Source organism: Streptomyces sp. NPDC048650 (assembly GCF_043199095.1).
Taxonomy (GTDB): Bacteria; Actinomycetota; Actinomycetes; order Streptomycetales; family Streptomycetaceae; genus Streptomyces.
The window spans coordinates 466,886-484,207 of the sequence record NZ_JBICVM010000005.1; the positions used below are offsets into that span (position 1 = coordinate 466,886).

At 70.0% G+C, this 17,322-nt stretch carries 11 protein-coding genes; 4 read left to right on the forward strand and 7 right to left on the reverse strand.

Features of this window, described 5'->3' with window-relative positions:
• Positions 1-65 precede the first annotated feature (65 nt).
• Entirely contained in the window at positions 66-782 is a 717-nt protein-coding gene (locus ACGFML_RS17345) for a hypothetical protein (RefSeq protein WP_393544519.1), read from the reverse strand.
• Positions 783-1,158: 376 nt separating this feature from the next.
• On the opposite strand from ACGFML_RS17345, the gene ACGFML_RS17350 reads away from it, so the two are divergent.
• The 3 genes from ACGFML_RS17350 (at position 1,159) to katG (ending at position 6,461) form a co-directional block, all read left to right on the forward strand.
• Positions 1,159-1,818: a YceI family protein gene (locus tag ACGFML_RS17350; RefSeq protein ID WP_393544520.1), complete on the forward strand. Its 660-nt coding sequence runs from the start codon at positions 1,159-1,161 to the stop codon at positions 1,816-1,818.
• A gap of 310 nt (positions 1,819-2,128) precedes the next feature.
• Positions 2,129-3,544 (forward strand): DEAD/DEAH box helicase, encoded by a 1,416-nt coding sequence (locus tag ACGFML_RS17355; protein WP_393544521.1) that lies wholly within the window; start codon positions 2,129-2,131, stop codon positions 3,542-3,544.
• Positions 3,545-4,271: 727 nt separating this feature from the next.
• Positions 4,272-6,461 carry a catalase/peroxidase HPI gene (gene katG, locus ACGFML_RS17360; protein WP_393544523.1) on the forward strand — a complete coding sequence of 730 codons (2,190 nt, stop codon included), beginning with the start codon at positions 4,272-4,274 and terminating at the stop codon, positions 6,459-6,461.
• A gap of 120 nt (positions 6,462-6,581) precedes the next feature.
• Here the strand turns inward: katG and ACGFML_RS17365 are convergent, their stop codons facing one another.
• Entirely contained in the window at positions 6,582-7,418 is an 837-nt protein-coding gene (locus tag ACGFML_RS17365; protein WP_393544525.1) for an alpha/beta fold hydrolase, read from the reverse strand.
• Complete coding sequence (locus ACGFML_RS17370; protein ID WP_393544527.1) at positions 7,415-8,008, reverse strand: TetR/AcrR family transcriptional regulator; 594 nt, start codon at positions 8,006-8,008, stop codon at positions 7,415-7,417. The genes ACGFML_RS17365 and ACGFML_RS17370 overlap by 4 nt, the downstream gene beginning before the upstream one ends.
• 432 nt (positions 8,009-8,440) lie before the next feature.
• Here ACGFML_RS17370 and ACGFML_RS17375 point away from each other — a divergent pair, with 432 nt between their 5' ends.
• Positions 8,441-9,469, forward strand: coding sequence for a zinc-binding dehydrogenase (locus ACGFML_RS17375; protein ID WP_393544528.1), 1,029 nt, complete (start codon positions 8,441-8,443; stop codon positions 9,467-9,469).
• Between the two features lie 66 nt (positions 9,470-9,535).
• Here the strand turns inward: ACGFML_RS17375 and ACGFML_RS17380 are convergent, their stop codons facing one another.
• The 4 genes from ACGFML_RS17380 to ACGFML_RS17395 all read right to left on the reverse strand — a co-directional run bounded on the left by ACGFML_RS17380 (position 9,536) and on the right by ACGFML_RS17395 (position 16,966).
• The gene (locus ACGFML_RS17380; protein WP_393544529.1) at positions 9,536-12,700 is read right to left on the reverse strand and encodes a BTAD domain-containing putative transcriptional regulator; all 3,165 of its coding nucleotides are present in this window, start codon (positions 12,698-12,700) and stop codon (positions 9,536-9,538) included.
• Between the two features lie 129 nt (positions 12,701-12,829).
• The gene (locus ACGFML_RS17385; RefSeq protein WP_393544530.1) at positions 12,830-14,056 is read right to left on the reverse strand and encodes a cytochrome P450; all 1,227 of its coding nucleotides are present in this window, start codon (positions 14,054-14,056) and stop codon (positions 12,830-12,832) included.
• A 181-nt stretch (positions 14,057-14,237) separates the two neighbouring features.
• On the reverse strand, positions 14,238-15,722 hold the full coding sequence (locus tag ACGFML_RS17390; RefSeq protein WP_393544531.1) for an MFS transporter: 1,485 nt from the start codon (positions 15,720-15,722) through the stop codon (positions 14,238-14,240).
• Between the two features lie 383 nt (positions 15,723-16,105).
• The gene (locus tag ACGFML_RS17395) at positions 16,106-16,966 is read right to left on the reverse strand and encodes a slipin family protein (protein ID WP_393544533.1); all 861 of its coding nucleotides are present in this window, start codon (positions 16,964-16,966) and stop codon (positions 16,106-16,108) included.
• Positions 16,967-17,322 lie beyond the last annotated feature (356 nt).

The following is a 17,322-nucleotide window of genomic DNA, read 5'->3' on the forward strand; positions in this document are numbered from 1 at the left end:
TGAGCACGGCGACGGTGTCCAGCGTCGGGTCTCCAGTGCCGCTTGGGGTCGGCCGATGGATCGTTCTACGGCGTGCCCGGAGAATCGCGATGCCGGCTCGCTGTCCGCTGGTGTGCCTGAAGGTATGGATCGTCCAGGCGTGCGTCGTCGACGCGATCCCGCGCGTCGGTGAGGAGCCAGCCCAGCAACTCCGCGGTGGCGTGGTACTCGTCGTAGAAGCCCATGCGCAGGTCGGTGATCTCGAACTCGAACAGCACGTCGTCGACGAGGTCCGCCATGTGGGCGTCGGCGGCTGGGGTGCGGGTGGCGGTCCACATGTCCAGCCAGGGGCGCAAGGTGTTGGTGGCGACGGTGACGAGGCTGAGGGTTTCCCTGATCGGGACGGGGCTGGGGTGGGTGTGCAGGGTGGTCCGCCACCAGGCTGACCAGACGTCACGGAGGGCCTCGACCAAGGGCTCGCGCCACGTGGTCCAGGCTGCCGCCAGCAAGCGGGAGGCGATGAGGTCCTCGTCGACGTGGAACCGGCCGGTGACGACGAGGCGGATGATGCGTGGGGTCAGGCGGCGGAAGAGGCGAGGGAAGTCGTTCCAGTGGCCGGGCACCTCCATGGCGACCGAGGTGACCATGTCGTCGGATATCAGGTGCAGCGGTCCGGAGAGTTCGGTGAAGTCCCGCTCGGCGTAGCAATATGTGCACCCCTCGACCGGGAAGGGCTCTTCGCCGGCAAAGGCGCGGTCCAGGGCGTCGAGCGCCGTCATGAGCTGCTGCTGGAAAGGGGACATGGCGACCTACCGGGAACTCCGTCCGGGCGACCGGCGAAGAGTGCAGGGTACTCGGCAGGTGTCCGATCCCACGAGTCGAATGACGCCGGTCACCTCGCCGAGTTCGTGCACACCTCCGAGCCGCCGAGCCGGCCCCCGCCGTGGGTGCAACCGGCGCCGCGGGTGGCGCCTTGTGGGTCTCGACGGGCGAAGCGAGCGCTTGGCGTGACACTACGTGACACCGGGCTGCCCGACAGTGCATCCATATTCGTGTCGATCCTGTGCATCTTTGCAGCCGGGGACATGGAATCCGGACGAGGCCGCCCATCTCGCTGTGTAGCGCCCGCTCATACCGTGATAGCACGGAGTAATCAAATTCGAGGGAGGCTACGACCGCATGGGTATCTTCAGCCGCCGCCAGAGCGCGACCATCGAGCCGACACCGGCTGCGGGTCCCAGTACGCCCTTCCCGGCGGCCGACGTCACCGGAGTCGCGCTCGACCCCGCACTTCGTGCGCTGACCGGGCAATGGACCATCGACCGCCCGCACAGCCGCATCGGATTCTCCGTGCGGCACGCCATGGTCACGACGGTGCGGGGTGCTTTCGCCGATTACGACAGCGCGCTGTACTTCGACGGAGCCCGGCCCTCCCAGTCCCAGGCGGAAATCGTCATTCGGGTCGCCAGCGTCGACACGGGCGTGGATCAGCGGGACGCACACCTCATCGGCACCGACTTCTTCGACGCACGTCGCTACCCGGAGATGGTGTTCCGCAGTACCTCCACGATCCACGAGGGCACCGAGAGCTTCCGCATGACGGGGGATCTGACCATCCGTGGCATCACCCGGCCCGTCGAGCTCCAACTCGACTACCTGGGCTCGGTCTTGGACCCATTCGGCTATGAGCGAGCCGGTTTCGACGGCACCACCACCATCGACCGCACCGATTGGGGACTGGTCTACAACCAACGCCTGGAGGCGGGCGGCGCGATGGTGAGCGAGAAGGTCCGGCTGCAGTTCGACATCTCCGCGATCCGGTCCATGCCCCTGGAGTAGTCGCCCCGGAAGGCCCCTTGCGTTCCGTACGTCTGCACCCTCGGCGAGGCGGGCTGCGTGCCGTCACGCGGAACCGGGCGGAACCGGCCCGACGTGCCCCCCGCTCACGGCACGCCGTCGCGCGAACTCGGCATCCGGTGCTCCAGAGCGCTCTGCACCACAGCGCCGGAGCGGACTGTCACTTTGTGTTAGTCTCCAACGTTTGGACGGCCGTGACGGCCGGCGATCCGTTCCTCCGGTTCCCCTTGTCGTCGGCTGCTCATTTCCTGCCGGGCCTTCCTCGGTACGTTCCCCACGCGGAAGGCTCGTCATGAACCACCCGGACCGCCCCAGCACCTCGCACGGCGACCTCGCCCCGCCAGTGACCCTCACCCCGGCGGTGTCTCCGGTCGCCTCCTTCGCCGACCTGGAACTGCCGGCCGAGGTGCTGCGGACGCTCACCGGGCTCGGCGTGCGTGAGCCCTTCCCGATCCAGGCGGCCACGGTGCCCAACGCCCTCGCGGGACGCGACGTCCTGGGGCGCGGGCGTACCGGATCGGGCAAGACGCTCGCCTTCGGCCTGCCGCTGCTCGCGCGGACGGCCGGGCGGCGCGCGGAGCCGAAGCAGCCCCTCGCCCTGATCCTGGTGCCTACCCGGGAGCTGGCCCAACAGGTCACCGAAGCGCTCGCGCCGTATGCCGACGCGCTCCGGCTGCGGATGGCCGCGGTCGTCGGCGGCATGTCGATCGGCCGGCAGACCGCCGCGCTGCGCGACGGGGCCGAGGTCGTCGTCGCCACTCCCGGCCGCCTGCACGACCTCATCGAGCGCAAGGCCTGTCGCCTGGGACGGGTACGGATCACCGTCCTCGACGAGGCCGACCAGATGTGTGACATGGGATTCCTGCCACAGGTCACCGAGGTGCTCGACCAGGTGCACCCGGACGGCCAGCGGATGCTGTTCTCCGCCACCCTGGACCGCGACGTCGACCACCTGGTCCGCCGCTACCTCCACGACCCCGTCGTCCACTCGGTCGACCCGTCCGCGGGCGCGGTCACGACCATGGACCACCATGTGCTGGTCGTCCATGGCCCCGACCGGTATGCCGTCGTCACGGAGATCGCCGCCCGCGACGGCCGCGTACTGCTGTTCCTGGACACCAAGCACGCCGTCGACCAGCTCACCCGCCACCTGCGGGCCAGCGGGGTGCACGCCGCGGCCCTGCACAGCGGCAAGGCCCAGCCGCAGCGCACACGGACCCTCGCACAATTCAAGAACGGCCAGATCACCGTTCTGGTGGCGACCAATGTCGCGGCCCGTGGCCTGCACGTCGACGACCTCGATCTCGTGGTCAACGTCGACCCGCCCACCGACCCCAAGGACTATGTGCACCGCGCGGGCCGTACCGCCCGGGCCGGTGAGACCGGCCGCGTCGTCACGCTGGTCCTCTCGGGCCAGCGCCGCGACATGAGCCGCCTGATGGCCGAAGCCGGCATCGAGCCGACGACCACCAAGGTGCGCTCGGGTGAGGCGGAGCTGAGCCGGATCACCGGGGCCAAGGCCCCCTCCGGCACCCCGCTCGACGGTGGACCCGCCGCGCCCCGGGCCAAGAACACCAACACTCCCTTCCGCGGCCTGGGCACCAGCAAGAACGCCTCCCGCGGCACCGGCGGCAAGTCCCGCAAGGCCGGCGAGGCCCGTATGCTCGCCGAGGCCCGCAAGGCGGCCCGGGTGCGCCGCGGCGGCTGAGAGCCGCTCCCACCCCGCTGGTACCGGTTGACGGGGCTCGTGGGAAACGGCTGCGACCGTTCTTCCGCGGAGCTTCAAGGCCACGGGGTGGGCTTGGTCGTGCGCCCGCCGTTGTAGGAGCCTGGTCGTGCGCCCGTCGTAGGCGTCACGCAACCGTGCCCAGCCCCCCACGGCCGTCGTCCGGGGTGCGTTCCATGGCCTGCCGCGGCCGGGCCGGGTCCTCGGTGGCGTACCCGCGCGCTTCGCCAAGCCTGCACACGGAAATGAGGGCCGCGGGTTCGCCACTCCATTACGTGCCGGGCCGGCATATAATTGTGTGTTTCCGCTTCTCGCGTCAGTGGTCGGATGATCGGAAAGAAGTCGCCTTTTCGCGCGGCCTCGGATGCCGGAGCGTCGCCGACCATTGCGCAGGCTCTCCCGCACCTTTGGGCTTTGAGTGCTTGTTACGCGGGGTGCTCTGCGTGTTCTCGTAGCGCTGCGGTCCGCGGTGCGCGACCATAACGGACGCCGAGGCAGGCTCGATCATCGACGCCGTGCACAACGGTAGGGGTTATCGCCGACCGCTGACCCCGCGTTGACCGCCGCGGGTCCGGCCAGACGTTCCCAGCCGGCGGGCGCCCCGTGGCGCTGCGAGCGCGGATCGCAGTGCTCGACACCAGCAGGGCAACCGACGTCAAGAGCAAGCAGCCAGCAGAAGGAAACACCGAGACAGGAAGAAGGACGGACCGTGTCCGGCAGCGAAAGCGAGAACCCGGTAATTCCCTCCCCGGCCCCCACGGCGACTCGCCCCAGGGCGAACCGGGACTGGTGGCCGAATCAGCTGGACCTTCAGGTTCTCCACCAGCACTCGTCCCGTTCCAATCCGATGGGCGAGGACTTCAATTACCCGGAAGAGTTCGCGACCCTCGACCTCGACGCACTGAAGCAGGACGTCTTCGCGGTGATGACGGCGTCGCAGGACTGGTGGCCTGCCGACTACGGCCACTACGGGCCGCTCTTCATCCGGATGAGTTGGCACGCCGCGGGAACGTACCGCATCGCCGACGGCCGGGGCGGTGGCGGCGCCGGCGCTCAACGCTTCGCCCCCCTCAACAGTTGGCCGGACAACGCGAGTCTCGACAAGGCGCGGCGTTTGCTCTGGCCGGTCAAGCAGAAGTACGGCCGGAAAATCTCCTGGGCCGACCTTCTGGTCTTCGCCGGCAACTGTGCCATGGAATCGATGGGATTCAAGACGTTCGGGTTCGCCTTCGGGCGAGAGGATATCTGGGAACCCGAGGAGATCTTCTGGGGGCCCGAGGATATTTGGCTGGGAGATGAGCGCTACAGCGGAGAAAGGGACCTCGCCGCTCCTTTCGGTGCTGTTCAGATGGGGTTGATCTACGTCAATCCGGAGGGGCCCAACGGCACCCCGGATCCCATGGCTGCCGCCACGGACATCCGTGAGACATTCGGCCGCATGGCGATGAATGACGAGGAGACGGCTGCGCTCATCATCGGCGGCCACACCTTCGGCAAGTGTCATGGGGCAGTAAATCCCGAGTACATCGGTCCGGAACCCGAGGCCAGCCCCATCGAGCAGCAAGGCATCGGCTGGCGCAACACCTACGGCAGTGGCAAGGGCGCCGATACGCTCACCAGTGGGCTCGAGGGCGCATGGACCGCCGAACCGACGAAGTGGGACAACGGGTACCTGGACAACCTCTTCGGATACGACTGGGAGCTGACGGCCAGCCCCGCCGGTGCGAACCAGTGGACGCCCAAGGACCCCTCGGCCAAGGGCACCGTGCCTGACGCTCATGATCCGTCGAAGAGGCACGCTCCCATGATGCTGACGACGGACCTCGCGTTGAAGCTGGATCCGGTCTACGGGCCGATCGCGAAGAGCTTCCACGAGAACCCGGAGAAGCTCGCGCGCGCGTTCGCCAAGGCGTGGTACAAGCTGCTGCACCGCGACATGGGACCCCTCTCGCGTTACCTCGGACCGTGGATTCCCGAGCCGCAGCTGTGGCAGGACCCCGTCCCGGACGTCGATCACGAGCTGGTCGCCGATGCGGACATCGCGACCCTCAAGGGCAGCATCCTCGCCTCGGGACTGTCCGTCTCCCAGCTGGCCACCACCGCATGGGCGTCGGCGGCGAGCTTCCGCGGCACCGACAAGCGCGGCGGGGCCAACGGGGCGCGGATTCGACTCGCGCCGCAAAAGGACTGGGAGCTCAACGACCTGCCCGAGGTGGCCGAGGTGGTGCAGACCCTCGAGCGGATCCGGCAGGACTTCAACCGCTCGCAGGACGGGGGAACGAAGGTCTCGCTCGCTGATCTGATCGTCCTGGGCGGGTGCGCGGCCGTCGAACGAGCCGCGAAGAACGCCGGACACGACATCACGGTGCCGTTCACACCGGGGCGCACGGACGCCACGCAGGAGCAGACCGACGTCGAGTCGTTCGCCGTGCTCGAACCCAAGGCAGACGCGTTCCGCAACTACCTCCGGCCGGGAGAAAAGCTGTCGCCGGAGACTCTCCTGCTGGACCGCGCCAACCTGTTGACGCTGACCGCTCCCGAGATGACCGTCCTGATCGGCGGTATGCGGGCGCTGAACACCGGCTTCAAGGGCACCGCACACGGCGTCTTCACTCACCGGCCGGAGACCTTGACCAACGACTTCTTCGTCAACCTGCTCGACATGGGCACGGAGTGGAAGGCGTCGACCTCCGCCGAGAACGTCTTCGAAGGTCGGGATCGCGCCACGGGCGAGGTCAAGTGCACCGCCACCGCCGTCGACCTCATCTTCGGTTCGCACTCCCAGCTCCGAGCCGTCTCCGAGGTCTACGCGTCCGAGGATGCGGGAGAGAAGTTCGTGCGTGACTTCGTGGCAGCGTGGGACAAGGTGATGAACCTCGATCGGTTCGACCTCGCCTGAGCCCGATGTCCCGGTCGGCCGCTCATCGGCCGACCGGGACATCGTCGGGATCCGGGCGGTGCCGAGCGGTCGTTGAGGGCTCCGTCCGCCAACGCGATGCATCCGGATTACGGGACACCCTTAGGCGCGGAATGTCGTGCGAAGGGTTTCGGCGAACTCGGCGGGATGCGTCGTCAGGCCGATGTGGCCGCCGGGGAAGTGCACGCATTCCTTGCCGAGGCGCTCGGCCAGGAGAGCGGCCGGACGGTAGGCCAGCTCGCCACGTGAGTCCTGGCCGCCCGCGAGAACGAGCTGATCCGACAGTGCCTCCAGCCGGACGATGTCCGGGGTGTAGGACATGAAGCTGGGAACGATGCGCCCGACGAAGTACGGCAGGTTGGCCATCGTCTGTTCGGCCCTTGCCGCCGCCTGCGGCGGAAGCTCGATCTCGGCCTTCGGCTCGGTGGTGTCGCCGTCCTTCTTCAGTCCCGCGGCGAACACGGCCATCGCCGGCATGAGCCCTTGGCTGCGGAATGTCTCCCGCACCCGCGCGATGAGCTCGCGATGGTCGGCGGCGTCCGGCAGGACCGTTACCGCCGGAGGCTCGTGCGCCACGACGCGTTCGACGCGGTCGGGATGGGCGGTGAGCAGGTGCAGGGCGGCGATCGCCCCAGAGCTCGCGCCGAACACCCGGGCGGGCTCACCGGGCGACAGCAGGTCCAGTATGCGGAACGCGTCGTCGGCGTGTTCGGCCACGCGCTGCTCGGCCTCGGGGTCGTCCAGCGTGCTTCGGGACATGCCGCGCGGGTCATAGGTGGCGACCGTGTACTCGGCCGCGAGGGTGTCGGCGATGTCGTCGAAGGAGGCCGCGCCGCCCGTCCCTCCGGGGATCAGCAGCAGGAGCGGGCCGTGGCCGCGCACTTCGTAGTGCAGATTCGCACCGTTCACCCGCAGGTTGCCGGTGGTCGGGTCGGTCATGAGGAGTCTCCTTCTCGGGGTGGGGGCCAGTGCTCCAGGAGGGTGTGCAGGGCGTCGAGGGCGCGGAGCCAGGACTGCTGCGGCGACCGCTCGTGTGCGAACCCGCCCGCGGCCTCCAGGGCGACGAACCCGTGGAACGTGCTGCGCAGCAACCGGACGGCGTCGGTCAGGTCCGGCTCGGCCAGTCCGTAGCCGCGCAGCATGCCGTAGGTCAGCTCGACCGCGCGCCGCGGTCCGGGTGCGTCGGCGGCCAGCTCCGGGTCGATCTGGATCGGCGTCTGCGTTGCCGTGTAGCGGCCCGGGTGGCGGTGGGCGTACTCCCGCCAGGCATTGGCGAACGCGACCAGAGCGTCCTTGCCCGAGCGTCCGGCGGTCGCCTCCGCGATACGGATGGTCTTCTCGTCCGCCGCGAGCAGCGCGATCCGTCCGCGCAGATCCTCCAGACCGCGAACGTGTGTGTAGAGGCTCGCGTCCTTCACGCCGAGCCGCCGCGCAACCTGCGACATGGTCACCTGGTCGAGCCCCACCTCGTCCGCCACCTCGGCGCCCGTGAGCGTCACCCGCTCCGTCGTCAGCCCTGCCCGCACCATGCGTTCTCCACATCATCCTAGGGCTCTTAGGTTTAACCTAAGAACCCTAGGATGACAAGGGGAGGGGGCGAGGGCAGGGCGGCGGGCATGCAGGTACCGCTGCGGTGGAGGGCTCTGCAGCGGGATCAGCTGCCGCCCCGATATGCGTCTCCGGCTTCGGAGTCCGACACGAACGGTGGGTCACGATTGCCGGTGGCCGGGCCCCGGGTGCGAGGGGGTGGCGTTCGGCGGCTGGGGCGCGGTCACGTCGAGCGGTCCGACGCCGAGCTGACGGCCGAGCACCTCACCCGGCTCGGCAGCCTGCCCCCAGCGGCCGGTGAGACCCACACCCCAGCCGGACGGCAGATGCTCGAACGCTGATCCCGCGCAGCCCTTCAACCGCCCGCCGCTCCGAGCGGCAGCACTCCATCCCCGGTCAGGAGCATCTTTCCCATGCGCGCAGCAGTGATGTACGGATCCGGTGACGTCCGGATCGAGGGCCGTCCCGACCTGAAGATCGTCCAGCCCACCGACGCGGTCGTGCGCACCGTCGCCTCGTGCGTGTGCGGCAGCGACCTGTGGCCCTACAAGTCCATGCCCGCCACCGACACCGGCCGACCCACGGGGCATGAGTTCCTCGGCGTTGTCGAGGAGACCGGCGTCGACGTGGCCCGCTTGAAGGCGGGTGACCTGGTCGTCGCCCCGTTCACGTACAGCGACGACACCTGCGACCACTGCGCCGAGGGCTTGCACATCTCCTGCCGCCACGGTGGCCGCTACGGCTTCGACGGGGTCGACGGCGGCCAGGGCGAGGCGGTGCGCGTTCCGCATGCCGACGGCACCCTGGTCAAGCTGCCCGTCGCGGCAGACTCGGCGCTGCTGCCCTCGCTGTTGACGCTGTCGGACGTGATGACCACCGGCCACCACGGTGCCGTCACTGCCGGCGTCGGCACCGGTGACAGCGTGCTGGTCATCGGGGACGGAGCGGTCGGCCTGTGCGGGGTGATCGCCGCCAAGCGGCTGGGCGCCGAACGCATCCTTCTGATGGGCCGCCACCCCGACCGCACCGACCTGGGCCGCGAGTTCGGCGCCACCGACGTCATCCCGGAGCGCGGGGAGGAGGGCATCGCCCGCGTCCGGGAGCTGACCGGCGGGGTGGCGAAGGCCATCGAGGCCGTCGGCACCCGCCAGAGCCTGGACACCGCGCTCGGCGCGGTCCTGGACGGCGGCACGATCAGCCGGCTCGGCGTCCCGCAGTACGAGGAGGGGCCCATCGGCCCGGCCGTGTTCATGCGGAACATCACCCTGACGGGCGGCGCCAGCCCAGCCCGCGCCTACATCGAGCAGCTGCTGCCCGACGTGCTGGAGGGCGCCATCACCCCCGGCCGCGTCTTCGACCGGCAGGTCACGCTCGACCAGACCCCTGGTGCCTATCGGGCCATGGCCGACCGCCAGGTCCTCAAGGCACTCATCACCCTCTGAACCCTCCTCAGGCAAGGGAACAGCCCTCAGGCACGGGAACACCGCTCATGCGGTACGTGACCACGTTCAGGAGGCGAGCGTGGCCTCGACCAGTTGGGACCAGCCGGTTCGCGTCCCCTCCCGCGCCGCCTCGGCGAACCGCGCGTCGCCGAGGCGCCGCCGGGCGGTCCGCTCGATCCGGGCCACGTCCGGGTGGGAGCGGTCCTGCAGTCCGCGCATGCCCGCGCTCGCCGCGAGCAGCCGCGCGGCCTGCTCGTACTCGTCGCGGCGCAGGGCCAGGTCCGCGACCCCCACGAGCACCTGCGCGATCAGCGGCGCGTGTCCCGCCGCGGACGCCGCCTCGCAGGCCGCCGCGCGGTGCGCCCGGGCCTCGCCGAGGTCGTCGGCGACGTAGCCGAGCAGGTCGTGCGTCATCGCGCGGATGTACACCTGCTCCGCATCGTCGCCCAACAGGGCTACCGCGACGCCGAGTTGCTCCGTCGCCTCGTCGGCGTCACCGCCCCACCGGGCGATGTCCGCCTGCGCGAGGGCCAGCTCGGCCAGCGCATCCGGCCAGGCCACCCGCTCCGCATACCGCTGCGCCTCGGCGACGGCGGCCGCACAGGCGTCCTCGTCGCCGAGGAGCCAGTACAGCCGTGCCTGCTGCGACCGCATGCGGATGAGGTCCTCGGTGGCACCGACTTCGGTGACGACCGCGATGGCCTCCTCGTAGTGCTCGCAGGCAGCGGCGAACTCGCCGCGCAGAGCCATCCGGTCCGCCAGCTCGGTCAGGGCGAACGAGATCCCGAACCGCTCGCCGAGCGCCCGGAACTCGGCGAGCGCCCTCGCCAGGTACCCGTCCGCCTCCCGCCCTTGGTGGCCGAGCACGGACCGGATCTTGCCCAGGTGCAGCCGCGCCAGCGCCCGCACCCAGGGGTCCTCGTCGTCGAGCACCGGTTCCCACGCGGGCAGGAACTCGTCCGGCGGAACCTCCAGCATGCGTTTCAACGGGGCGACGAGCCCCAGAGCCGGGTGGCGGCCGCACCGGGCGCGCTCGCTGAACCGGTGCGCCTCGCGGATCCATTCCTCCGCCTGGTGCTGGTCTCCCCGCCCGGCGCTCACGAACATCGAGACCACCGCGCACACCGTGGCCCGGACCTCGTCGGCCACTTCGCCGGACGTCCTGGTTGCCGCGGTGAGCAGTGCGAAGCCCTCGGTCCGGTGCCCGCCGAGCCACCAGTACCAGCCGGCGCCCGCCGCGAGCCGCATCGCCGCCTGCGCCTCGCCGGCCGCGAGCGCGCCACGCATCGCAGCACCGATGTTGTCGTGCTCGGCCTCGAGTGTGGCGAGCCACTCCAGTTGCTCGGCGCGGCGAAGGTGCGGCTCGGCGGTCTCGGTCAGCTCGGTGAAGTAGGTCAGGTGCGCCTGGCGCGCCAGGTCCGATTCCCCCGCCTCCGCGAGCCGGAGCCCGGCGTACTCCTCGATCGTGCCGATCATCCGGTAGCGCGGGGCGCTGTCGCCCTCGGGGAGCAGCAGCGACTTCTCGGCCAGCGCGGTGAGCAGTTCGAGCACCTGCTCCTGCTCGACCCCGTAGCCCGCGCAGACCCGCTCGGCCGCCTCCAGGCTCGCCCCGCCCGAGAACACCGCGAGTCTGCGCAGGACGATCCGCTCGGCGTCGGTGAGCAACTCCCAGCTCCAGTCGACCGCTGCGCGCAGCGTCTTGTGCCGCGGCAGAGCGGTCCGGCTGCCACTGGTCAGCAGGCGGAACCGGTCGTCGAGCCGGTGGGCGAGCTGATCGATGGACATCGTGCGCAACCGGGCCGCGGCCAGTTCGATCGCCAGCGGCATCCCGTCCAGCACCCCGCAGACGCGCACCATGGTCGCCAGGGTGTCGGTGTCGACCGCGAGATCCCGGCGTACCGCCCCGGCCCGGTCCCGCAGCAGTTGGACGGCGGGTGAGGACTCGATCTCGCCTGGGCCCGCGTTCCGCTCCGGCAGGGCCAGCGGCTCGATCGGCCACAGCGCCTCCCCGGTGATGCCGAGCGGTTCCCGGCTCGTCGCCAGGATCCGCAGCCGCCGGCACTCGCCGAGCATCCGGTGGGCGAACACCGCCGCGGACTCGATCACATGCTCGCAGTTGTCCAGGATCAGCAGCGCTTCCCGCTCGCGGATCGCGGCTACGAGCCGGTCCGTCAGCTCCGCGTTCGGCGCCCCGCCGAGCAGGGCGTCCCGGAGGCCGAGCCCGGCGAGCGTCGCCTGCGCCACGTCGCCGTCCGCGCCGATGGCGGCGAGCTCCACCAGCCAGGCCCCGTCCGGCACGTCGCCGAGCAGCGTGCGCGCGGTCTCCGTGGCCAGCCTGGTCTTCCCCGAGCCGCCCGGCCCGACCACGGTGGTGAGCCGGTGCTCGGCGACGAGCTCGCGGACTGCGGCGATGTCGGCGCCCCTGCCGACGAAGGTGGTCAGCTCGGCGCGCAGGTTGGTCTTGCGGCTCGCATCCCCCCGCCTCAGCTCGCTGCGCCCTACCTCGCCCCGCAGCAGCGCGAGGTGCAACGCGGCCAGCTCCGGCGAGGGATCGGCGCCCAACGCGTCCGCCAGGGCCTCCCTCGCGCGCTCGTACACCAGCAGCGCCTCGCTGTCGCGACCGGCCGCGACCAGGGCGCGCATCAGCGCGGCGACGAGCCGTTCCCGTACCGGGTGCGCGGCCACCAGGTCGGTCAGCTCCGTGACCCACTCCGCACCGTGCCCGAGAGCGACCTCCGCGTCGACCCGCTCCTCCGTGGCGATCAGGCGCAACCCCTCGAGCCGGACGACCGCGGCGTCGAATGCGGCGCTGTCCTGCAGACCGACGTCCTGCACGGCCGCACCGCGCCACAGCTCGAGGGCCTCGCGCAGCAGCCGCACCCGCCGGGAAGCGTCCTCGGTGCAGGCCCGGCCCGCGGTGAGGAGGCGTTCGAACCGCACGGCGTCGACGGCGTCGGGTTCCACCGTCAGCCGGTAGCCGTCCGGCCGGCTCTCGACCACCCCGTCCGGCAGTGCCTTCCGCAGCCGGGAAACCAAGCGCTGCAGGGCGTTCGCCGCATCGGCGGGCAGGTGCTCCCCCCAAATCCACTCGACGAGCGACGCTTTCGGGACCACAAGACCCGGCTTCAGCGCGAGGGCGATCAGCAGCCCGCGCAGCCGCGCGCCCGGCACGTCGGCCGAGCCGCCGTCGTCCGTGCGAACCTCGAACGGACCCAGCATCCCGATCTGCACCCGCTGATTTTGCCATGGACGTTCGACCGGCAGCCAATAGTCGACGCACTGCGGGATGTTGTCGTGGCGATGGCCCCTGTGCAGGCATGCCCACTGCGGCTGCCCGCTTCTCGCCGAGCGGCAACGGTTCTACCGTGCCGTTTCCGTCCAGGTGACCGGCAGTTCGTGGACGCCGTAGATATTCATGTCGGTCTTGAGCTTCACCTCGCCGGCGGGGATGGCGAGCTTGAGGCTCGGGAAGCGACGCAGCAGTCCGTCGAAACCGGCGCGCATCTCGATGCGGGCCAGTTGCTGGCCGAGACATTGGTGGAGGCCGTGGCCGAAGGACAGGTGACCGCGGGCCTTGCGGTGGATGTCCAGGGTGTCGGGGTGCTCGAAGCGCCGGGGGTCGCGGTTGGCGGCCAGCAACGAGACAACGACGGTCGACCCCTTGCCGATTGATTCACCGCCGAGTTCGATGTCCTCCGTGGCGTAGCGGTAGAAGATGTCGGCAACGGACAGGTAGCGCATGAGTTCCTCGACGGCATCGGGGAGCAGATCCGGGTGGGCTCGAAGTTCGGCCAGCTGCTCGGGGTGCTCCAGGAGCGCGAAGGTGCCCAGTGCCAGCATGTTGGCGGTGGTCTCGTGGCCCGCGAGCAGCAACAGGAAGGCGATGCCGGTCAGTTCCTCGATGGTGAGGTCGTCATGGCGGGCCAGGTCGGACAGTATGTCCTCGCCGGGGGCGGCGCGTTTGCGCGTGACCAGTTCGGCGAGGTACGTGGTCAGTGCGCCGTACGCGGCCATCTTCTCGTCGAGCGGCTGGTCCTTGACCAGGAACTTTGCGGAGTTGACCTGGAAGGTCTCCCGGTCCGCGTAGGGGACACCGAGCAGTTCGCAGATCACCAGCGAGGGCACCGGCAGGGCGAACTCCTTGACCAGGTCGACCGGCTGGGGAAGGCGCGCCAGTTCGTCCAGTTGCCGCTCGGCGATGTCGACGATGTGCTCTTCGAGCTGCTTCATGCGCCTGACGGTGAAGGCGCCGGTGAGCCTGCGCCGCAGCCGGGTGTGGTCCGGCGGGTCCATGGCGATGAACACGCCCGGAATCTGCGGGGACGGTTCGGTGGGGGTGGGCATGCCGGGGGTCTCGTACGGCACGTGGAGAACGCCGATGTCCTGGCGGGAGCTGAACCGGGTGTCCGCCATGAGCCGGCGGACCGCGTCGTAGCCGGTGACGAGCCAGCCCCTGTGACCGTCGGGGAAGACCATGGGACTGACAGGGCGGGCCTCGCGCAGCCGGGTGATGTGGCGGGGCGGGTCGAAGGGGCCTGCATCGCGGTCCATGGGGAGACCGTGCGGGACGGGAACCGTCTGGCTCATCGGATTTCCTCTCGTGGCGGTTGTTGCTGCCACCATCGCCGACGGGCCTGACATACGACTGACACGGCTCTGACACCGACCATGCCGGAGAGACATGGTCGGCCAGGGCTGTCCCGTGATCCCCGGCGGGCGCGGGAGATCGGCGCGCAGGACGGTGTGCCCCGGGGCGGCGGCCCCGGATTCAGCCGCGGGAAACCTCGGCATCGAGCCGTGCTCGCTCCTCCGCGTCCGCGTCGAAGCCGACGGGTTCCCAGCGCTTCACGAGCAGCGCGATCAGACCGAGGACGGGTGCGATGAGGATGACCCAGTACAGATCCGTGCCGAGGCCGCTGCTGAGGACGGGGAAGAAGAAGAGGGTCAACGTCGAGCCGAGTCGCAGCACGGCCTGGTTGAAGCCGATGCTGACGCCGCGCATGGACGTCGGGAAGCCCAGTGAGGCGTAGCTCATGATGTGCGCGCCGGGGCCGAACCCCTGGGCGAACATGAAGGCGCCGAGCATCAGGATCCCCGCCGTCACGACGGCCGTCCCCGACGGCTCGCCGATGAGGCCGAGCACCGCGATGGCGACGAGCTGGATCGCGAACCCCAGCGTCATCATCGGCCAGGCGCCGCGGCTCGCCGCCCAGCGGATGCCGAGCAGCCCGCCGGTCAGGGCGAAGACGAGATTCAGGACGAAGGAGGACGCGATCGTGGTCAGCGGGCCCTGGGTCATCAGCGTGGCGATGATGATCGGCAGTCCGAACGCGACCGCGTTGTAGCCGAAGGTCTCGGCCACGCCGACCGTCACCGACTGGAGGGTGCGCGCACGGTACGGCGGGCTGAAGAGCCGCGCGTACGAGGCCAGGCCGGGCCGGGGCGGGCGGGGCGCCTTCGCGGGCACGCCGTCGGCGACACGCGCGTCCACGCCGTACGACTCCCGCAGGATTCTCGCCGCGCCCTCCAGGTCACCCTGCTCGGCGGCCCAGGTCGGGGACTCGTTCATATGGCGCCGGCGCAGCACCAGCACGATCAGTGCGGGCACCGCTCCGAAGCCGACGGTGAAGCGCCACAGCCAGCCCAACCGGGCGTCCGGCAGGAGGAAGTACAACAGCATGATCACCAGGTAGCAGCCGCTGGTCGCGGCGTACCAGGCAGGCGACCAAGCAGCCGTCCGCGAGCCCTTGCTTCCCTTGCCCCGCAGACGGGAGAACTCGGCGAGGAACGCGATGGCGACCGGAATGTCCATGCCGACGCCGATGCCCATCACGAAGCGGGCGAGGGTCAGCGTCCACGCATCTTGCGCCACCGCGCACACCAGCGCGGTGACGACGAAGAAGAGCATGTTGGCCATGAAGACCCGGTAGCGGCCGATGCGGTCCACCAGCCAGCCGCCGAGGAGGGCACCCACCAGCGAACCGACGCTGATCGAGGCGGTGACCAGCCCGGCCGCGGCGGAGCTGAGGCCGAACTGTTTCGTGATGTCGGGCAGTCCGTACGCAAGGGAGCTCAGGTCGTACGCGTCGAGGAAGATGCCGCCGAGCGCGATGATCACGATCATCTTCGCGTGTCGGCCGCGCGCCGTGCCCGAGTTGACCAGATCGGAGACGTCGGCGGCCGTGCGGATCGGCACCGTGCCGGATGCCGTCTCCTGCGGCGTGCTGACGGGCAAGGGGGAGGTGGAGCTCACGGGTGCCTTCCGGTGTGGTGCAGGTGGTGCAGGTGGTGCAGGGGCGTACCGCGGAATCGTATGCACCGTCCGGGGCCCGCTTGCGCGGTTGTCCGCATTGCGGTCACCTGTGCGCAGGCCGCGCCCGGCCGTCCACCTGCTGCGGCGGGACTCCTGCGTCGGCCCGCGGCAGAGACCGGTGCGTACTGCGGCCCGCCGGGCTGCCACCGGCGCCTACCCGTCCATGCCCTGCGCCCAACGGCCCCATGCCGTCACGACCACCGCAGCGGCGCCGGCGGCAACGGCTGCGCGGTGCTGCTTGATCGCCTGAGTGGGCCAGGGGCCGCGATCAGCTGTGTCCCGGTGAGTTCAGCTCCCGGCATGCCGTTTCGTCTGCGGAAGGGTCACCCGCTGGTGCCCGTCCCGTGCGGTCCCGTGTTGGGGCGATTCTTGATGAGGTCGGCGGGCACGGCGGTGGGCCCGGCTGCCTCGGCCGCGCCCTTTTCCCTGGCGAGGAAGGAGCCGAGCTCGCCGATGGTGCTCATGAGCGGTGCTGGGAAGACGACGGTGGAGTTCTTGTCCACGCCGAGCTCCACCAGGCTCTGCAAATTGCGCAGTTGAAGCGCCAGCGGGTGCTGCATCATCGTGTCCGAAGCATCGCCGAGCGCAGCTGCGGCGAGCGACTCGCCCTGTGCGCTGATGACCTTGGCTCGCTTCTCCCGCTCCGCCTCGGCCTGCCGAGCCATGGCCCGCTTCATGGTCTCCGGCAACTGGATGTCCTTCAGTTCCACCAGGGTGACCTCGATGCCCCATTCAGTGGTCGTGCCGTCGAGGATCTGGCGGATGTCGAGGTTGATGCGGTCGGTCTCCGAGAGGGTCTCGTCCAGTGAGTGCTTGCCGACGACCTTGCGGAGCGTGGTCTGCGCAATCTGGTTGATGGCCGTGTTGACGTTCTCGATGGCGATCACTGATTTGACCGCGTCGACGACCTTGAAATAAGCCACGGCCGAGACATCGACGCTGACGTTGTCCTGGGTGATGATTCCCTGGGACTGGATCGGCTGCGTGACGATACGCAGCGAGACCCGGTGCAGCACGTCGACGAACGGGATGATCAATCGCAGTCCCGGTGAACGTGTCCCGACGAGTCTGCCGAACCGGAACAGGACCCCGCTCTCGTACTGCCTGACCACCTTGATGGCCATGGCCAGAATGATCACTGCCAGTACGACGACGATGATCAGGACAAGGATCAGAAGTCCCATGTGACGCTCCTCCGTACGGGCTCCGCGACCGCAGCGAGAACCTGCGAGTGCACCGGTGGGACGGCCGGCGGGGCTCCTCGCTCCCCGCGACCTGGCCGGGCAGGCCGAGAGCATGGCTGAGCTGCAGGCGGTGCCTCGCTTCCAGCATCACGCGCATCGCCGAGGAACGCAGGCCGAACGGCCCCGCGACGGCCCGTCCGGCGGCCGACCGACCTCCCCGCTACGGGTCCGGTCCCGCCCGGCTACACCGGTCCCGTCCGCCCGTCCGCCCGTCCGCCCGTCCGCCCGTCCGCCCGTCCGCCCGTCCGCCCGTCCGCCCGTCCGCCCGTCCGCCCGTCCGCCCGTCCGCCCGTCCG